Annotated in this window: 19 protein-coding genes and 1 pseudogene; 2 read left to right on the forward strand and 18 right to left on the reverse strand. The window is 49.0% G+C overall.

Translation table 11 applies throughout. From position 1 onward, the window contains the following. Positions 1 to 118: 118 nt before the first annotated feature. Positions 119 to 718, forward strand: coding sequence for a LysE/ArgO family amino acid transporter (locus tag BM200_RS07205; protein WP_091183130.1), 600 nt, complete (start codon positions 119 to 121; stop codon positions 716 to 718). A gap of 50 nt (positions 719 to 768) precedes the next feature. Here the strand turns inward: BM200_RS07205 and BM200_RS07210 are convergent, their stop codons facing one another. The 6 genes from BM200_RS07210 to BM200_RS07235 all read right to left on the reverse strand — a co-directional run bounded on the left by BM200_RS07210 (position 769) and on the right by BM200_RS07235 (position 6,760). Further along, entirely contained in the window at positions 769 to 1,995 is a 1,227-nt protein-coding gene (locus BM200_RS07210; protein ID WP_091183132.1) for a Ger(x)C family spore germination protein, read from the reverse strand. Then, positions 1,992 to 3,401, reverse strand: coding sequence for a spore germination protein (locus BM200_RS07215; protein ID WP_091183133.1), 1,410 nt, complete (start codon positions 3,399 to 3,401; stop codon positions 1,992 to 1,994). The genes BM200_RS07210 and BM200_RS07215 overlap by 4 nt, the downstream gene beginning before the upstream one ends. Then, on the reverse strand, positions 3,398 to 4,492 hold the full coding sequence (locus BM200_RS07220; protein ID WP_175532769.1) for a GerAB/ArcD/ProY family transporter: 1,095 nt from the start codon (positions 4,490 to 4,492) through the stop codon (positions 3,398 to 3,400). The genes BM200_RS07215 and BM200_RS07220 overlap by 4 nt, the downstream gene beginning before the upstream one ends. Continuing rightward, positions 4,473 to 4,742 carry a hypothetical protein gene (locus BM200_RS07225; protein WP_091183139.1) on the reverse strand — a complete coding sequence of 90 codons (270 nt, stop codon included), beginning with the start codon at positions 4,740 to 4,742 and terminating at the stop codon, positions 4,473 to 4,475. Before BM200_RS07225 ends, BM200_RS07220 begins: the two co-directional genes overlap by 20 nt. A gap of 107 nt (positions 4,743 to 4,849) precedes the next feature. After that, the gene (locus BM200_RS07230; RefSeq protein ID WP_091183140.1) at positions 4,850 to 5,137 is read right to left on the reverse strand and encodes a chorismate mutase; all 288 of its coding nucleotides are present in this window, start codon (positions 5,135 to 5,137) and stop codon (positions 4,850 to 4,852) included. 150 nt (positions 5,138 to 5,287) lie between these two features. After that, positions 5,288 to 6,760, reverse strand: coding sequence for an MDR family MFS transporter (locus BM200_RS07235; protein ID WP_091183143.1), 1,473 nt, complete (start codon positions 6,758 to 6,760; stop codon positions 5,288 to 5,290). Between the two features lie 250 nt (positions 6,761 to 7,010). Here BM200_RS07235 and BM200_RS07240 point away from each other — a divergent pair, with 250 nt between their 5' ends. Then, the gene (locus tag BM200_RS07240) at positions 7,011 to 7,592 is read left to right on the forward strand and encodes a TetR/AcrR family transcriptional regulator (protein WP_175532770.1); all 582 of its coding nucleotides are present in this window, start codon (positions 7,011 to 7,013) and stop codon (positions 7,590 to 7,592) included. Between the two features lie 55 nt (positions 7,593 to 7,647). Here the strand turns inward: BM200_RS07240 and BM200_RS07245 are convergent, their stop codons facing one another. The 12 genes and pseudogenes from BM200_RS07245 to BM200_RS07290 all read right to left on the reverse strand — a co-directional run bounded on the left by BM200_RS07245 (position 7,648) and on the right by BM200_RS07290 (position 18,061). After that, a complete protein-coding gene (locus tag BM200_RS07245) occupies positions 7,648 to 8,097 on the reverse strand; it encodes a VanZ family protein (RefSeq protein ID WP_245772943.1) in 450 nt (149 codons plus the stop codon). Between the two features lie 84 nt (positions 8,098 to 8,181). Then, the gene (locus tag BM200_RS29915; protein ID WP_175532771.1) at positions 8,182 to 8,343 is read right to left on the reverse strand and encodes a hypothetical protein; all 162 of its coding nucleotides are present in this window, start codon (positions 8,341 to 8,343) and stop codon (positions 8,182 to 8,184) included. Positions 8,344 to 8,359: 16 nt separating this feature from the next. Further along, a complete protein-coding gene (locus BM200_RS07250) occupies positions 8,360 to 9,160 on the reverse strand; it encodes a hypothetical protein (protein ID WP_091183150.1) in 801 nt (266 codons plus the stop codon). A gap of 93 nt (positions 9,161 to 9,253) precedes the next feature. Beyond that, on the reverse strand, positions 9,254 to 9,421 hold the full coding sequence (locus BM200_RS29920; protein ID WP_175532772.1) for a hypothetical protein: 168 nt from the start codon (positions 9,419 to 9,421) through the stop codon (positions 9,254 to 9,256). Positions 9,422 to 9,457: 36 nt separating this feature from the next. After that, positions 9,458 to 9,937, reverse strand: coding sequence for a GrpB family protein (locus BM200_RS07255; RefSeq protein ID WP_245772944.1), 480 nt, complete (start codon positions 9,935 to 9,937; stop codon positions 9,458 to 9,460). Between the two features lie 36 nt (positions 9,938 to 9,973). Further along, the gene (locus BM200_RS07260) at positions 9,974 to 10,171 is read right to left on the reverse strand and encodes a helix-hairpin-helix domain-containing protein (protein WP_091183588.1); all 198 of its coding nucleotides are present in this window, start codon (positions 10,169 to 10,171) and stop codon (positions 9,974 to 9,976) included. A gap of 19 nt (positions 10,172 to 10,190) precedes the next feature. Then, positions 10,191 to 11,093 carry a DMT family transporter gene (locus BM200_RS07265; RefSeq protein WP_091183155.1) on the reverse strand — a complete coding sequence of 301 codons (903 nt, stop codon included), beginning with the start codon at positions 11,091 to 11,093 and terminating at the stop codon, positions 10,191 to 10,193. A 136-nt stretch (positions 11,094 to 11,229) separates the two neighbouring features. Next, a complete protein-coding gene (locus BM200_RS07270; protein WP_091183158.1) occupies positions 11,230 to 12,078 on the reverse strand; it encodes an NAD-dependent epimerase/dehydratase family protein in 849 nt (282 codons plus the stop codon). A gap of 21 nt (positions 12,079 to 12,099) precedes the next feature. Continuing rightward, on the reverse strand, positions 12,100 to 13,038 hold the full coding sequence (locus tag BM200_RS07275; RefSeq protein ID WP_091183160.1) for an aldo/keto reductase family protein: 939 nt from the start codon (positions 13,036 to 13,038) through the stop codon (positions 12,100 to 12,102). A gap of 240 nt (positions 13,039 to 13,278) precedes the next feature. After that, complete coding sequence (locus BM200_RS07280) at positions 13,279 to 13,995, reverse strand: YebC/PmpR family DNA-binding transcriptional regulator (RefSeq protein WP_091183162.1); 717 nt, start codon at positions 13,993 to 13,995, stop codon at positions 13,279 to 13,281. A gap of 99 nt (positions 13,996 to 14,094) precedes the next feature. Continuing rightward, positions 14,095 to 16,287 (reverse strand): annotated as a pseudogene (locus BM200_RS07285) (heavy metal translocating P-type ATPase); the annotation flags it as partial. Positions 16,288 to 16,504: 217 nt separating this feature from the next. Then, positions 16,505 to 18,061, reverse strand: a complete 1,557-nt coding sequence (locus BM200_RS07290; protein WP_091183165.1) for an ABC-F family ATP-binding cassette domain-containing protein — start codon at positions 18,059 to 18,061, stop codon at positions 16,505 to 16,507. Positions 18,062 to 18,089 lie beyond the last annotated feature (28 nt).

Here is an 18,089-nt window from a genome sequence, read left to right on the forward strand (position 1 = left end):
CCCATTACGCTTGACATTGGTTTGGTTGGGCTGACAACCAGCCGTTTGGATGGCGACAACGCCAGGTTAACCCTATACAATGAGACCATATTTCCAACATTGAAAGGCTGTGTTACCGTTGCCGTTCCTGCATGGTTTATTGCTTGCCATCGGTTTGATTCTGCCCCTCGGGGCGCAAAACGTATTTATATTTTCCCAAGGCGCGCTGCAGCCCAGATTCCGCATGACCCTGCCCGTCGTCATTGCTGCGGCGTTATGTGATACGGTGCTCATTCTGATGGCGATTCTTGGAGTCTCTGTTCTTATTATAAACGTCCCCGTCCTCAAAACCATTCTTATTGCAGCCGGGGTTATCTTCCTTGCCTACATCGGATGGGCGACCTGGCGTTCTGCAGGAAGGCTGCAAGCGACAGACGAGCGATACTCTCCCCGTAAACAGATCATGCTGGCCGTCTCGGTCTCCCTCTTTAATCCACATGCCATCATGGATACGATTGGGGTAATCGGTACAAGCTCCTTGCATTACAGCGGGCTGGAAAAAGGAATGTTCACCTTGGCCTGTATTATCATTTCGTGGCTCTGGTTTTTCTCTCTCGCCTCTGCCGGTCGATTGCTAGGCAAGCTGGATACAAGCGGGAGACTGATGAAAATAATGAACAAACTGTCGGCAATCCTCATCTGGACTTCCGCGGTCATCATGGCGGCAATCAATCTATAGCCTCGCAAACGCATGAAAGACCAACTGCTGTTGGTCTTTCATGGTCTCTCTTATGGCCCGATCTGTTCTTTCTCGACCTTCTGAGTCTTCAGATCAGGACGCCTTAATGTGAAATTGCTTTTCACTTCTACGTCCGCTCTCGTAAACAACGAATTCCACTCCTTCGCGATCGGTTTGAATTTGCGGAAATGATAGCGGTAATAATGCTGGCCAAAGCCAAACACATCTAGCCCAAATTTCTTTTGAACATAACTAACCGTCTCTTGCATCTGTTCATTGACGTAATTGGAGGTCATCTGCTCAATCGTTTCGTAGCCTTTAATCGTCGTCAGCTTCATGTTGCGGTCAATGCTTGTGATTTTTCCGTCCCCTTGGATATTAACCACTATTTTCGGCTTGTCGCCGTTCATCTTGACATGCATATGAGCGTGCATATGGTAGAACTGAACATCAATGCCACCGGGACTTGTTTGCTTGCCTCCCGGTCCAGGAATCGCAAACAAAGTGTTATTCACATAATCACCTGCCAGCATGACCATTCGGGTATGCTCATTCGACAAATATCCGATCAGCTTATCGCCTCGAAATACGGCTGCCCCTGCCATCTTGACAACAGCCGCCGGAGAGATCGTCTTAATGGCGTCAAGACTTTCACTTTTTTCAACATCACCCGATATTGTAATGGCCCCGAGCAGCAGCCCACGTCCTTCGGTTAGCAAAGCTTGTGCAATATCGAATAAATGGCTCCTCGGAACACCTCCGTATACTTTCCGGTAGGTCTCAACCTGCGTTTGTATTTTATACCCCGCATATAGTCCCCTTGCATATACTGTCTTCAGGAAATCTGACGCCGGAGCTCCCTTCCCCACCAGCACGATCACATCCTCACGGACATATCGGTTCCGCTGCAACACATCCATAAACTGATTGATCCCTTTGCGGGCAAGCCTTTCATCAATAATGATGACCCGGAAATGAGAAATCAGAATCATCCTTTCTAAATTTTCATTAATTCTCTGAGTAGCTTCAGCTATCGAATTTCCTTCCTTCGAGAAAATGACGGTAGGCGTCCCCCCTTTTCCCCCTTTGTTCGGATCGGTCTCCAAGGCATTGACAATTTCAAAGGTCACCTTATATTTCATATTATCCCCGGGCTCCAGTGCCATTCCGGTCACCATGGATGCCTTGTTCAACTCGGTTTGATCCCAGCACCCCGTACCACCCAGCACTACAGCTGTACATAGAATAAGAACAAGGAAGACACGGCAGGTTTTCATGTGACCCTCCTCTTATCCCACCGGGAGAATAGAGACATGTAAGGCACGCCAAAGGATTCAATCCTTGTCAGCTGTACCATCAGCAGGCAGCAGCCCAGTACAAGCCCATACAACCCGATTAGAGAGCTGAGCAGAATTAGACCAAACCGGAAAAACCTCACTTTGGAGCCAAACGTATAGATAGGTGCAACAAAGCCGGATATCGCCGTGAGCGATACGACAATCACATTAATGTTGGAGACAACCCCCGCTTGAACCGTTGCTTCCCCGAGGACAAGGGCCCCTACAATCGAGATCGTTGGTCCGACTAGACGAGGCATGCGTGTACCCGCTTCACGAAGAATCTCAAAGGTAATCTCCATGAGAAGGATCTCAATACTGGCTGGAAAGGGTATCCCTTCCCTCTGCGCTGCAATACTGGTCAGCAGAACGCTTGGAATAAGCTCCTGATGATAGCTGGTTACCGCAATGTAGAGAGCAGGTACAATAAGCGACAGTACAAAAGCGAAGTAACGGAGCCAACGGGAAAACACACCAATGACAACCCATTGATATTCATCCTCGGGAGATTGGAAGAAATCAGGGAAAATCGTCGGAACAATTAATACAAACGGGCTTCCGTCAACAATGATAGCAATCCGTTTATTAATCATGCAACTGCACACCGCATCCGGGCGTTCGCTGCTATAGACCGTCGGAAACAACTGAATGCCTTTCCCCTTGGAATGAAACATCTCTTCGATCCGTCCGGAATCAAATAGACTGTCTATGTGAGAGCTGCTCAGCGTTTCCCTCACCTGCTTCAGTATTTCCTCGTCCACCTCACCATCCAGATAAGCCATATAGACAGCGGTATGCGTCAAATAACCCAGTTCATACTTCTCAAAGCGGAGCTTCACATTGTTAAAACGTCTGCGGATCAGACTCATATTGGTATCGGCCGATTCCGTAAAGCCTTCCTTTGGCCCGCGGACGACATTTTGCGTCGAAGGCTCCTCAATTGATCTGGAGTTCAAAGTTCTGACATCAAGAACAAGGACTTGCGCGCATCCCTCAATGAAGATAGCGGCATTCCCAAGCACGATTTTGAACATCACATCGTCTATATTCTGCAAGGTTTGATGACTGAGCCCGGAGTAAGCGCTGATCTCGAGCTGTTGGAAGGTCTCCTCCTTGCTTATCGGCTCCTTATGCTCAGACATGGCCAGCTTCTTCACGACATGCTCCATAATAAAAGCGGAGTTTGTCATTGTCGTCAAATAGCACATAAGCCCCTTGTACTGCCCGACATCAACGGGTTCGACCGCAAGGTCCGTCGTTTCACCAAAAACCTGCTTGAGTTGCTTTTTTACTTTCTCCAAACTGTTCATCTGTTCGCCGGTAAGGCTTTGTTCTTCCGTACTCATGTGGCAGCCCCTTTCCGGTAACGGATTCGAAGCAGTATCAGCGTCAATAACGGTACCAGCAGTTGAAGAGGGATATGCATGGTATAAATAACGTACTTCAATCCCTCGGTTACATGCTCGGCGCTATTCCGAGTGACTAGAATCGAGAATGCACCTGCGACCAGAGCAAGAGGAAACGTTAACTTACCCGTTTTCACCTTGAAAATGCGGGCGATCCCCTCCGTGCAGGCGAATAGAAAGACAGAGCATTTCAAGAGCGTACCAAAAATGATGATCAGCGCGACCACGGCATCCATCCGGGTAATAATATTGGCAATGTTGATAAGCCGCGCCGCATCCAACAAGGCAAATACGGAGTACTTCTTGCTCTCGATCCCTAGCGACCAGATCTGAAGCAGATCTGAAATGGTCAGAATTATGCACGCGCTAATGAAGGCATATAACGTTATTTTCCGAAACCCCTTCGCTCCGCCAAGCTCCGGCTGGAAAACAAGAAAAACGATGATCTCTCCATAGGGGAACCAGAGTGAATGGGTAAACGCGGATTGGATAACCGGCCACATGCCTTTCGATAAGAACGGAAGCATTTGCTCCAGGATGATCGAGCTGCTGAACATTAAAAAGACGGCTAGTGTAACGAGCATCAGCAGGACAATGCATAAGATCAGCGATGCGAAGCGTGCGATGGCTTTAATCCCGCCTAAAGCCGTATATGCAATTAACATGATAAACAGTGATGTCAGAATCGGTACGGGGGTGATGCGCAGCAAAGCACTCATCACAAGCTCGATCATATCCCGGATATTACGGGCTGCAATGTATAAGAAATAAATGGCATAGAGGAGTACAAACATTTTGCCTGCGATTTTCCCCCAGGCTTTCTCCAGCATCGGATAAAGCCCCAAATCATGCTGCGACGATAACATGGCGCTATACAAGACAATAAAGAGGCATGCCGGGAAAAACGCGACAAGTCCAACCAGCCACGAGTCCGGAACCACACTAGGCGTTCCGAATATAATCGATGTACTCAGCAAAAAAACGAGCTGCAGCGTGAACGTATCCACCGGGTTAACTTTGCTTGGCGTCACGGTTCTCCTCACTCCCTTGCTTATTGGATTGTTTGCCGAATTTCTTCTTCAGGCGGTCGGTCATCTTGAAATCCACCCATGCGGCCATCACAAACGCAGCTGCAAACATAAAAACGGTCGAGGTGTCCGGGAAGACAGGCAGCAAATCCACAAACACTCGCACAAATGGTTGTTTAAAAACAAGAACATCCAAGCCTGCCATTAGCAGCAGACCGAGTACCGTAGCGACAAAAACCGCGAGGATGGTCATTCGGACACCCTCCCTAACTTTTAAGTTATTGTCATTTTGCTCCATTTGGGCTGGAAATATGTACAAAAAAAACACTGCGGTGTAACCGAAGTTACAACCGCAGCGCTTTATACTGCCTTATCTGTAAGAAGAAGCTCTTGATGTCTAGAAATAACGATGTCCATAATTTTCCGATAAATGTCTACAGCATATTCGGGCCTCAAGCCGTATTGCTCGGAGAGCTCAACAATTTTCTTGAACTGCTGCTCTTCACGATGAGGATCCTGTGAATGAAGCTGATGTTCCGCTTTGTATTCCCCTACTGCCTCTGTAAAGATAAATCTTTGTGCCAATAAAGCAATAATCTGTTGGTCCGTCTTATCAATGGCTGATCGCAGTCCTTCTAATGCTGTCATGTGCACCCTCCGTAGTCTGATGTCGCGTAGACGCTTTATAGCGATAAAGCATACATATATATTGAAGATAACATACAGATGCACCGCCTGTAAACGAAAAAAACCATCCATTCCTGAACAATTCAGAAATAAATGGTATTTTCGTTCGGATTAGTGTCCCATCATGACAGGTACTTCTACGTCTGCCCTCTCTTCATCGGACGAACGGACCGGTTTACGCAGCAGCAAGCCCAGCAATGCACCCGCAATGGCGATCACAACGACAACAAGGAAGGTCTCTCCATAAGAATGATATAACGCATGAACCGCAGGTGCTTGCCCCGGTTCCACAGCATCGTTAATTTTTGTAGTCAAATAGGTGCTGAGGCCCGCGATCGCAAACGACGTCATGACCTGCTGAGCTGCAGAAGTGAGCGACGTTACTCGGCCGACCAGACTTGGCGGCGATGCTAATATGAGATACGTATTCATCGGCATCATCGACAGCCCCATTCCGATTCCAAACAGGCCGGAGGTAATCAGAATAAGCGTCAATCCGTCATCAGCGGAGATGTTCGATAACAGGAACGAGGCACCCCCTACTACGCTAAGTCCTGTGACGATAAGCGGCCTCGCGCCAATCCGGTCAAACAGCCTGCCCCCGATTGGCATAAAGATTGCGGAGGCGATCGCTTGAGGCAGCATAATGAGACCGGATTCGGTAGCCGTATGCCCCTGTACCTGAATGAGCAGCATCGGAATGAGGAAGAACGTCCCCATCAGCGCGATTTGGGTAAACCATTGTACGATAATGCCCTTGCTGAAATCTCTGGAGCGGAATACCCGCAGCTCCAGAAGCGGCTGCTTGCTCCTAAGCTCAACGAAGATAAAGATAAACAAGGCGGCAGCTCCAACAATCAGCCCGGTTAATGTCTGAACCGATGTCCAGCTTGTTCCCCCCTCACTTACCCCATACGATAATGCCGCGAAAGCAAGCGGTCCAAATATAATGCCCGGAATATCCAGTGATTTCACCGCTTGTCGTTCAATATTCGGCAATGTACGCATGCCGGCAAAGATCCCTAGAATGCCAAGAGGGATATTAATGAGGAAGATCCAGTGCCAGGAAGCATAATCAATAAACACACCGGCTACAACCGGACCTAATGCCGGAGCAATCAGAACCGGGATTCCCAACATCCCCATAACGGATCCGACCTTCTCAGGCGGACTCAATCTGTAAATAATGGCAAAGGCAATCGGCATGACCATCCCTCCGCCAAGCCCTTGAATTACGCGGAACAAGATCAGCATTTCGATATTGCCTGCAAACGCGCATAGCAAGGACCCAACGGTAAACATCCCTACCGACACCAGGAAGATCCGTTTCGGCCCGAACCTGTCGGATAACCATCCGGCGAGCGGGATAACGGCTGCTTGTGCCAGCGCATAACCTGTAGTCGTCCACTGAACGACGGACAAGTCCTTCCCGAACTCCTTCATGAAGCCGCTTAAGGCTACGTTCATAGCGGTCCCATCCAGAATAACCATAAATAAACCAACAATAACAGCGATGAGCGGTGCGATGATCGACCTGATGGTGAACGTACTCGCATCCGGCACTTGTAGAACCGATCTTGTCATGTGTATCCTCCATTCGTGACTTCTGTCATTTGGATTATAGCCATAAAATGACCGTTGGTCAACATTAATTTATACCATTGGTCATTTTTATTATTGCTTATAATCGGTCTATATATTGTGATTTATGGAGCCATTACTCATTCAAATTGAATAAATCTATAGTAAAACTTGTACTTATGGTCATTAATTAATTGGACCCATTCCCATAATGGATATGTTATACTGTAGGCAATAACGGAGGATGATGGCTGTGAACCGAGAAGAGAAAAAGCTCGAGACCAAAAACCGAATACTTGAAGCGGCGATGTGCCTGTTTGCCGAACAAGGCTTTGAAGCCACTACCGTCGCCCAAATCACGGAAGCTGCCGGCGTTGCGAAGGGCACTTTCTTCAATTATTTCAAGACTAAAGAGGATGTCCGGGGTAAACTCGACAAATTAGTTACGATTGACGAATTAGTCAACCTGAAGGATAAACCCGGTCCCTACACTCCCCGCTTCCTGGCTTTGATCAAGACTTTAGGTGACTCGATGGCTGAGAATCACAGCATGCTGCTGTTATCCATTCAGGGCATGCTCGCTAACCATCAGAATATCGAAGAAAGCAAGGACGGGTTCTGTCTTATCATTGATAATCTTGTTCCCGTCTTTGAGAAAGGCCAGCAGACCGGGGAATTTACCACAACGATTCCGGCTCAAACCATGGCTTGTATTGCCACGCAAATCTATTTGGGCGTGATGCTGAATTGGGTGATGGGCATATCGAAAGACGGCTTCGGGGATCAGCTTTTGCTCTCCTTCCAAGTGTTTTTCGAGGGGATTTTGAAAAAGTAAGTAGAGGCAGACAAACAAGAAAAACCGTGCCGATGGCGCGGTTTTTCTTGTATCTTTAGCGTGTTAACCAGGGTGTGATGATTCTCATCAAGAATAGTCCAATGATTGCACCCAGCGTATTGAGAATAATATCATCAATGTCGAAGCTTCCTACTCTCGTTACCAGCTGAATCGATTCTACGAGGAACAGAATAAGAATAATGACCAGAAGGCATCTGACCACACGAAGCAGCCTGCGGTTAAGCACCGGGATAAATACGCCAAGCGGTATGAACAGGACAATGTTGCCGAACAGATTTTTCACCCAGGTATCCGTATTATAGGCATCCCGGTGATAAATCAAGGATTTGATCGTATGAAACGGGATGATGTTGTAATTATATTTGTTCCAATGGTAATAGTCCTCCCGGATAAACAGCAGCTTGAGCATAATTAGACTATACATTATGAATAGTGCCAGGATCATGAAGTTAACAGGCTTTCCCCAGCGCCAGCTTGTTTCCACCTGTTGCAAGCGATATTTAGCCTCCTTTCGGACACGCAGAAAAATAGCCCCTCTCCGCTTGTACACCGGCTAAGGGGCTTATCGTTATTTCGCCAAATTATAATCGTCTTCAATCTTGCCGCGTAATATAACCGTACCGTGCTTGGCATTCGTCAAGGCCGGCTTATCCGAATGCTTAACCTTTCGAACGATTTTTACTGGCGTCTTCTTGGGTTTGCTACCGAATAGTCGATCGAATAAGTTCATCTGGAATCGCCTCCCTCTACGTATAGTTTACGACAAATCGTACCAGCTTGTCCATATGTCCCAGCATCGTAAAGGGCCTTACGATATGCTCCCATTCCTGCAAATGCGCCTCAAGATCGATCGAATTCTCGATGGCGATCAGACAGCCCAGTCCCAGCTTCCCGCTATTGCGGATAAAGAGAAGCGTGTCGGAATCCGTATGGTCAAAATGACTTTTCACCTGTTCCCATGTCGGATAGGTCAGCTCGGTTTCAAGAAATTTGTCGATTGCTTTATAGTCCATACGGTCCTGGTCCGGCGTGCATGCACGGCCCCAGCGCCAGCTCGTCAGCTTATGCCTTCCCCGGTTGTTAATAACCAGAACAGCTCGTACGCCTGACCGCTGAACCTGGAACAGATGGCATACATCTTCAATCAGGGCATCAAACAGCAGATTGATTTTCTCAGCTTTGAGTTCACTCGTGGCATCCCGGCTGCTGACCGTTTCCTTTACATCTGCAATTAATCGCTCGTAATTACTGCGTGAACGGTATGGAGGCATTACGGCCGCATTCTCCCCCGATTTGCGTCTGGAAGCGAGAAATCCGGCTATTAGAGCTACAGGTGAAGCGTATACAATAAATAATATAATAAATTTCAGTCTGCCCTCGAGGGTATTGTCCGCTTTCCATTCGGCTAAGCGCCTGATAGGCTTGGACAGCATATCATTCAAGGCGAAGAGCTCTTCCAGCACGGCGGGAAGCATGACGCCAACCACAACCCAGAAGATGATCTGCCCGGCAACTGTGCCGAAGACGGCTTGTCCGAATTTTCTCAAGTCTAATCCCCTCCCGTCCTCATAACAGTATACTCGATGAAAAGTTTTCCAGGCAACAACAAAAAGCCCCTAATAATAGGGGCTAACGGTGCATTATTGTAGTTTGCCGCGTAATCGCACAGTACCATGAGAGGCTGGCGGAATCGGTTTATTTGTCTTAATTTCTGCAACAACCAGTTCCCTGCCGCTCGCCGTACGGATGGTACTCTGAGAAGCAACACGCAGCTGGAGCTTAGTTGTTTTCTTATTGCTAACGAACATGTAGGATCCCCTCCATTACCCATCATGGTCACATGCTTACAAATATATAACGAAGGAGACCAAATTATGAAACAGTTTGCCTCGCCAATTGAAGAACGGATTGAATAAAACGGCCCTTCCGCCCCGTATAGGTGATCCGTCATCAGGGTGCAGCAATGCCAGCTCTCTCTTCAGCTTATCGTATTCACTAAGTGTATGGGGATGTGCCTTCAGGTAGTCCCGGAACAACAGCTGATTCTGCCATTCTTCGCTGCCTGCCTCATAAACATGCAGATGATGAGTCCCGTTACGCCATTCCCCTTTACGGAAAAACCTCCGGTTCGGAAAGTCCGCCTTAGGCACATACTCATAACCAAGCCTCATCAGCGGTTCAATAAACGCATCCGCTTGAGCCAGCTCTTCTACACCAAGCGCAATATCAATAATCGGTTTGGCGGAAAGTCCTTGGACGGACGTGCTTCCGATATGCTCGATGATGCAGGTCTGTCCTACCAGCACCGATTGAATGGACAGCACGCGCAAAAAAGAGAGCAGCAGTCGCTGCTCTCTTCCTTATTTGCGGAAGGCTAGTCCCTTCTCGGCAAGTGCCTGACGAAGCAGCACGATGGCTGTTGGGCCCACGCCATGCAGCGCCAGCACCTCTGCTTCGGTCAATCCGGCAAACTGCTCAAGCTTCAGGTAGCCGGCATGGGTAAATGCACGCATAGCCGGCTTGCTCAGCTTGGCTGGCAATTCACTGACTTGATCCATGATTATCGCTCCAATCATTCTATAGCGCCGCTTCAATGCTGTCTTCTTGCTTCACCGTCTTCTTTCTTGGACCCGAAAAGTTAAGAAGCAGGAAGCCAGCAACAAAGATTAATGTACCAATTATAATATAGCTTGTAATCGGGTCGCGGAAGAAAATATAGGCCCACAGGATTGAGAACAAGACCGAGCTGTTGCCGACAATCGCCACAACGGCGAACGGCACCCGCTTCATCGCTTCAGCAAACCAGAAGAAGCTGAGGCCCGTAATCACACCCAGGCAGACAAGTGCGCTCCATGCTCCAACCGTTGATACTCCGGTAAATCCTTGCGTCTGGAACGGAATTGGAATAGACACCATCAAAGTTGCAAGCAAAAAGACGGAGAAATTCATGTTGCCGTTATTCATCGTCTTCACAAGCATACGCTGACTCAACACGTGAATAGCTGCGCCTATCCCCGCCAACGTGAATAGAACGGTCGTTAATCCGCTGCTGCCCAGCAGCTCGTCAAGCGGAACTCCGTTCCAGCCGACAACGATAACGCCGATGACGCATAATGCGGCGGACAACCAGCCTGCCCTGGTCACCTTTTCCTTGAAAATGACACTGCCCGCAAACAACAGAATGACGGTCTGCACAGGCTGAACGAGAATATTGCCGTAAGAGTAGCCGATCATGAGTGCGATGTTCTCGAAAATATAATTGGCAGACTTGCCTGCCGCCCCGAACCACAGCCATTTCATACGGTACCGGAACTGAATCTTGCCGTCTTTCATGAGCAGATAAATCGCGAGCACAATAACGCCAAAGAAGAACCGGCAGAACGATATTATTGAGCTGTCCACCATCGTGGATGCCGTCTTGACCAATACCCCAACAAAGCTCCAGGCTAATGTCGCCAGGAATAAAAACAAATAACTCACAAGCTGCCGCACCTTCTTATGTCTAGTTCAATTAATCAAAGTAAGCTTATAAAGTATACTCCTCGCGCCGGAAGCATGTCTATACAAAAAGACCGGCTTCACCAATCATTTAAGGTGATAGCCGGTCTTTGGTTATTTAGTTGCCCAGCTGTTCACGCCAGAAATATTTCGGCTGCCAGCCAAGCATTTTTTTTGCTTTATCGCTATTCAGAAGTGACTCATGGCCTTCAAGCGGCGCACGGAAATCTGTGACTTCCGGGTAACGGGCCGCCATTAGTTCACGGCTTGGTATATCCATACTGGACTCATCATTAGCAAGGTTAATCGCGACGGATCCAAGCCCTTCCGCTTTGATGGCGAGCTCGCAAGCCTCTGCAACATCACGTGTATCGATATAGCTCCACAGGATTCGCTCCCGCTCCACCGGGTTATGGATGAAGGACGGGAAGCGCTCGTACCATTCCGGCGGGATCACATTGCCGAGGCGCAGCGATACGACCTGCATGCCGGTACGCCGATGGAACATATCGGCAGTGGCTTCGTTAACGATCTTGGATAATCCATAGCTGTCTTGCGGCAGCTGCGGATGAGCCTCGTCCATCGGCACATATTGCGGACCAAACGGATGCTCCGCAAAGCAGATGCCGTAGGAAGACTCGCTGGAGGCAATAACAACCTTGTTAATCCCGAGGCCTGCCGCCGCTTCCAACACGTTATAAGTCGACATGACATTATTGCGGAAAGTAACCTCGGGCGGAACCATGCCTGCCCTAGGAATGGCTGCCATATGCACAACAGCGTCAGCTCCTGCCAGCGCACCATAAGTCTGTCCAAGATCTTCGAGATTTACAATCAAAGTCTGGCAAAGCGGCTCGTCCGGTTGCCTTGTATCTACGTTCAGTACTTCATAACCTTGGTCTACGAAATGCTTAACGATCCATCTTCCAAGCATCCCGCTTCCGCCGGTAACTACGACTTTAGCCATTTATTACGTCTCCTTCAGATCTTACTTCAGAATCGATTCAATTTGAGTCAGCACGTCTTCGCTCAAGGTAATGCCCGAAGCTTTGGCATTCTCGGTTACCTGATCCGGACGGCTCGCGCCTACCAGTGCGCTCGCTACATTCGGTTGACGCAGAATCCAGGCAAGCGCGAGGTTGCCTACGCTAATGCCAAGCTCAGCAGCGATGGCTTCCAGCTGGCGGACTTTGCCTATTTTTTCTTCCGTAATGCCTTTACCCATCCAATCGATCTTGGCGGCACGGCTGTCGGCAGGGAATTCGGTTGTTGAGGTGTATTTGCCTGTGAGCAAACCTTGTGCAAGCGGCGAGAATACAACCTGTCCGATGCCGGAACGTTCGCTGAGCGGGATGATTTCCTTCTCGATGTAACGCTCGAACATATTATAGATCGGTTGGTTAACGACAATGCGGTCGAGCAGATAACGGTCCGCCACGCCAAGTGCTTCCGCAATTTGCGAAGCTTGCCATTCACTTACCCCTACATACAATACTTTGCCGGAACGGACCAAATCATCCATTGCGCGCAGCGTTTCTTGAAGAGGCGTATCCGCATCATGACGGTGGCAGTAATAAATATCGATGTAATCATGGCCAAGACGTTTCAAGCTGGCATTCGCCTGTTCAATGACATGCTTGCGGGACAGACCGCGGTCGTTAGGGCCTTCGCCCATCGGCCAGAATACTTTTGTTGCCAGCACATAGGACTCGCGCGGATAAGCTTTAAGCGCTTCACCCACTAATTCCTCTGCACCGCCCCGTTCATACACGTTTGCTGTATCAAAAAAGTTAATCCCCAGATCATATGCTGTGCGAATTGCGTTTACCGCATTCTCGCGCTCCACATAACCGCCATATGTAAGCCAGCTGCCCAAGCTGATTTCACTAACCTTCAGACCTGTACCGCCAAGTTTCCGATATTGCATTGTTTTGCTCCTCCATTCGATAACTGAGATTAGAATAGCGTTTTCAAACCTAAACGGCTGTGCTCTCCTTAAGAGCAGCAACATACGTTATTCTAATGGACATCCGCCGGGTTGAAAAGAACTGAAATGTTTTTCATTAGATTGGTTCGAGGTTACCTACTATACTTGGATATACCTCAATAGGAATGCAACGCAAATAAAAAACGGCCGCCCATCAGGCGACCGTCTTCCTTGTAATCCTTATTCAAATTCAACGTTATGATAAACCTGTTGAACGTCTTCGAGGTCCTCCAGAGCATCAATCAGCTTCTCGAAGGAAGCCACCGCATCCTCAGGAAGAGTAACGAAGTTCTGCGCAAGCATCGTTACTTCGGCAACGACAAATTCCGTAATGCCGGCATTCTTGAATGCTTCTTGCACGGCATTAAATTGATCCGGAGCTGCATAGACCATCACGGACTCGTCTTCCTCCACGATATCGCGTACGTCAACGTCAGCTTCCAGCATAATTTCCATCACGTCATCCAGCGATTTGCCTTCGACGCCGATAACCGCCGTTTGATCGAACATATAGGATACCGATCCGCTTACGCCCATATTGCCGCCGGCTTTGTTGAAAGCCGAGCGTACTTCCGGAGCTGTGCGGTTCACGTTGTTCGTCAGTGCGTCAACAATGATCATCGAGCCTGCCGGACCAAAACCTTCATAACGAAGCTCGAAATATTGCTCATCCGAGCCGCCTTTTGCTTTCTCAATCGCGCGGTCGATAATCGCCTTTGGAACGTTATACGTCTTCGCGCGTTCTAGGACGAACTTCAGAGCGCCATTGGACTCCGGATTTGGCTCGCCTTTCTTCGCCGCTACATAAATCTCAAGACCAAACTTCGCATAAATGCGGCTTGTGTTGGCGTCTTTCGAAGCTTTTTTCTCTTTAATGTTATTCCACTTACGACCCATGCTGCACCACTTTCTTCATTTTTCTATACGCCTATTATAACGGCTTTTGGTTGTATTGGACAACTCCTAATCCAATCATAGTGCAGACATCCGCGCTGTTTAACGTCTAACGCGGAGCTTTTGAAGTCTTAAAGCATTTAGAACGACGGAGACCGAGCTTAATGCCATCGCTGCTCCCGCAACCCAAGGCGCAAGCAGGCCAATCGCCGCAATAGGAATGCCAAGCGTGTTGTAGCCAAGTGCCTAGAACAGATTTTGCTTGATATTGCGCATCGTCATCCGACTGATATAGATCGCATCCGGAATGCTTTCCAGATCACCGCGCATTAAAGTTACATCAGCCGCTTCCATGGCAACGTCCGTTCCCGTGCCAATCGCCATGCCGATATTGGCGGTTGCAAGTGCCGGAGCGTCATTGATGCCGTCCCCTACCATAGCGACGATATGGCCTTGCTGCTGCAGCTTTTTCACTTCCGCGGCCTTGCCTTCCGGCAATACCTCTGCCAGCACGTGTTCAATACCGGCTTGCCTTGCAATCGCGAGTGCGGTTCGTTCATTGTCCCCGGTTACCATTATGACCTTGATCCCAAGCTCTTTGAGACGCAGGACTGCCGATAAAGAGCTGTCTTTTATCGTGTCTGCAGCGGCAAGAATCCCTGCGTATTGACCATTGATGGCAACCAGCATCGCTGTTTTTCCCGCCTCTTCAAGAGCAGCCATCAATGGATATACTTCTTCCGCATAAATTCCGTTTTCCTCCATCAGCCTGCGGGTACCGATTCGTACAGATTTCCCTTCCACTACAGCCTGGATCCCAAAGCCTGGCAAGGCTTCAAACGATTCCGCAGCCGCAAAAGAGATACCCCTCTCCCGTATGCCATCGGCTATCGCAACAGCCAAAGGATGCTCTGACAGCTGCTCCGCACTGCCGACAAGCCTCAGGAACTCTTCCTCAGCCATGCCTTTCGCAACAACCAGATCCGTGAGCGATGGCTTGCCGTTCGTAACCGTCCCTGTTTTATCTACCATTACAACATTAACCTTATGTGTCTGTTCCAGATGTTCTCCGCCCTTGAACAGAATGCCCAGCTCAGCTGCGCGGCCGGAGCCCGCCATAATGGAGGTTGGTGTTGCCAGACCAAGCGCACAAGGGCAGGCGATAACCAGAATTGCAATAGCCGTCTCCAAGGCAGCCGTTATGTCACCAGGCTTAATAAAGATTAGCCAGACCAGAAAAGCAATAATCGCAATCCCCGTCACAATTGGAACAAAGATACCCGAGATGACATCTGCAACCCGCTGAATTTGCGCTTTGGAACCTTGAGCTTCTTCCACTACACGGATAATTTGAGCAAGAGCCGTTTCCGCTCCAACCTTCGTCGCCTGTACCTTCAGCATACCGTTGCCGTTGATCGTAGCTCCGATTACCGAATCACCGCGATTTTTTTCAACCGGAAGGCTCTCACCCGTCAGCATCGCTTCATCAACGGCCGAAGCGCCTTCAATCACGATGCCGTCAACAGGAATCTTCTCCCCTGGGCGGATAACAACAAGATCCCCTTTGATCACTTGCTCAAACGGTACGATCATTTCCTGTCCGTCTCGAACAACTGTCGCTGTTTTTGCTCTTAATCCCATTAGCGACTTGATCGCTTCCGAGGTACGGCCCTTCGCCAGTGTCTCGAACAGCTTCCCAAGCAAGACAAGTGTGATAAGAATGCTGCTTGTCTCAAAATACAACTCTGGTCCATGATGAACCGACGATCCGTCCGCTGCCCATTTGCCGGTTGCATACAGACTGTAGAAATAAGCGGCAGAGGTACCTAACGCGATGAGCACATCCATATTGGCGCCGCCGTTCCGCAATGCCTTATAGGCACTGACATAAAAAGAACGTCCGATATAAAACTGAACCGGTGTTGCCAGAATCAGCTGGAACCACGGGTTCATGAACAGCTCCGGCACATACAGCCAGGAGGTAAAAGAAAAATGGCCGACCATACTCCAGATGAGCGGAAGAGATAATAAGGCCGACAGAATCAGCTTTCTGATCTGCCCCCGTCTTTCGGGGTGATCCGCTGCGTCTGTTCTTTCCACGCGCTCCGCAGCGGCGTATCCAAGCTGCTCCACTTTGCGCTGCATGGCTTCGACGGTCACTTCATTTCCCGCATACTCCACACGGGCGGTTTCCATCGCGAAATTGACCGTAGCCGAGGCAACGCCAGGCAGCCTGTTTAACCCTTTCTCAATACGGTTAGCACATGCCGCACAAGTCATTCCGGTTATATCGAAGGTTGCCTGGTTATGTTCACTTGACTGCTTTGGAGGCATACGATTCACATCCATTTCTTATTTGATTCCGATGGCTTCAGTATACCCCCCACCCGTATATATGTCAATCATTAAAAATACCTATATGGGGTATACCGAAATCTCTCCCTATATATAAAAAACCTGCCTGACAACTAGCTGTCAGGCAGGTGCAGTTCATATATTATGCGTCAGCGGATTAGAATACTTTCGTGGTCCACGATTCGCAATTCCACGTATCGGTTACAACCTGTTTGTAGAATTCAGGTTCATGGGAGATCAGCAGAATGCTGCCTTTGTAAGCTTTCAGCGCGCGTGCCAGCTCTTCCTTCGCATCAACGTCCAAGTGGTTCGTCGGCTCGTCAAGTACAAGCAGGTTTGTCTCGCGGTTGATCAGTTTGCACAGGCGAACCTTTGCTTTCTCACCGCCGCTCAGTACAGCGATTTTACTCTCGATATGCTTGGTTGTCAGGCCGCATTTCGCAAGTGCAGCACGTACTTCGAACTGCGAATAGGACGGGAACTCATTCCAGATCTCGTCAATGCATGTGTTGTTGTTGGACTCTTTCATCTCTTGCTGGAAATAACCGATGCTGAGGATATCGCCCAGCTGGACGGAGCCTTCAAGCGCCGGAATTTCGCCAAGGATGCTGCGGAGAAGGGTTGTTTTGCCAATACCGTTAGCGCCAACAAGGGCAATCTTCTGACCGCGCTCCATCCGGAGATTCAGCGGTCTCGAAAGCGGCGAGTCATAACCGATAACCAGATCCTTCGTCTCGAAGATCAGCTTGCTGGAAGCTCTTGCGTCCATGAAGTTGAACTGCGGCTTCGGCTTCTCCTTCGCCAGCTCAATGACTTCCATCTTATCAAGCTTCTTTTGTCTCGACATCGCCATGTTGCGTGTCGCAACGCTTGCCTTGTTACGTTGAACGAAATCTTTCAGTTCAGCAATCTCCTGCTGCTGGCGTTTGAACGCCGATTCAAGCTGCTGCTTCTTCATTTCGTGAACTTCCAGGAAATGATCGTAATCGCCTACGTAACGGGTCAGCTCCTGATTTTCCATATGGTAAATCAGGTTAATTACGCTGTTCAGGAACGGAATATCATGGGAGATCAGTATGAAGGCATTCTCATACTCCTGCAGATAACGCTTCAGCCATTCGATATGCTGCTCGTCCAAATAGTTGGTAGGCTCATCGAGGAGCAGAATGTCAGGCTTCTCGAGCAGCAGCTTGGCAAGCAATACCTTCGTGCGCTGTCCGCCGCTCAGATCATTCACGTCCTTGTCCAGACCGATGTCCGTCAGACCTAGGCCGCGGGCGGTTTCGTCAATTTTCGCGTCGATCATGTAGAAATCCTGATTGGTCAGCGTATCCTGAATCGTGCCAACATCCTCAAGCAGCTTCTCGAGCTCTTCTGGCGATACGTCGCCCATACGGCCGTACATATCGTTCATCTCTTGTTCCATGTCAAACAAATATTGGAAAGCGCCTTTAAGAATATCGCGCATGGTAAGTCCTTTGCTCAGTACCGCGTGCTGGTCGAGGTAACCAACGCGCATCCGTTTGGACCATTCCACCTTACCGTCATCCGGCTGAAGCTTGCCCGTAATAATGTTCATGAACGTGGATTTGCCTTCGCCATTCGCGCCGATCAGGCCGATATGCTCCCCTTTGAGCAGGCGGAACGATACATCGTTAAAAATCGCGCGGTCGCCAAATCCATGGCTTAATCTTTCTACGTTTAATATACTCATGAATGCACCTTTTCTCTTTAATCTTTTT

Source organism: Paenibacillus catalpae (assembly GCF_900112695.1).
Lineage (GTDB): Bacteria > Bacillota > Bacilli > Paenibacillales > Paenibacillaceae > Pristimantibacillus > Pristimantibacillus catalpae.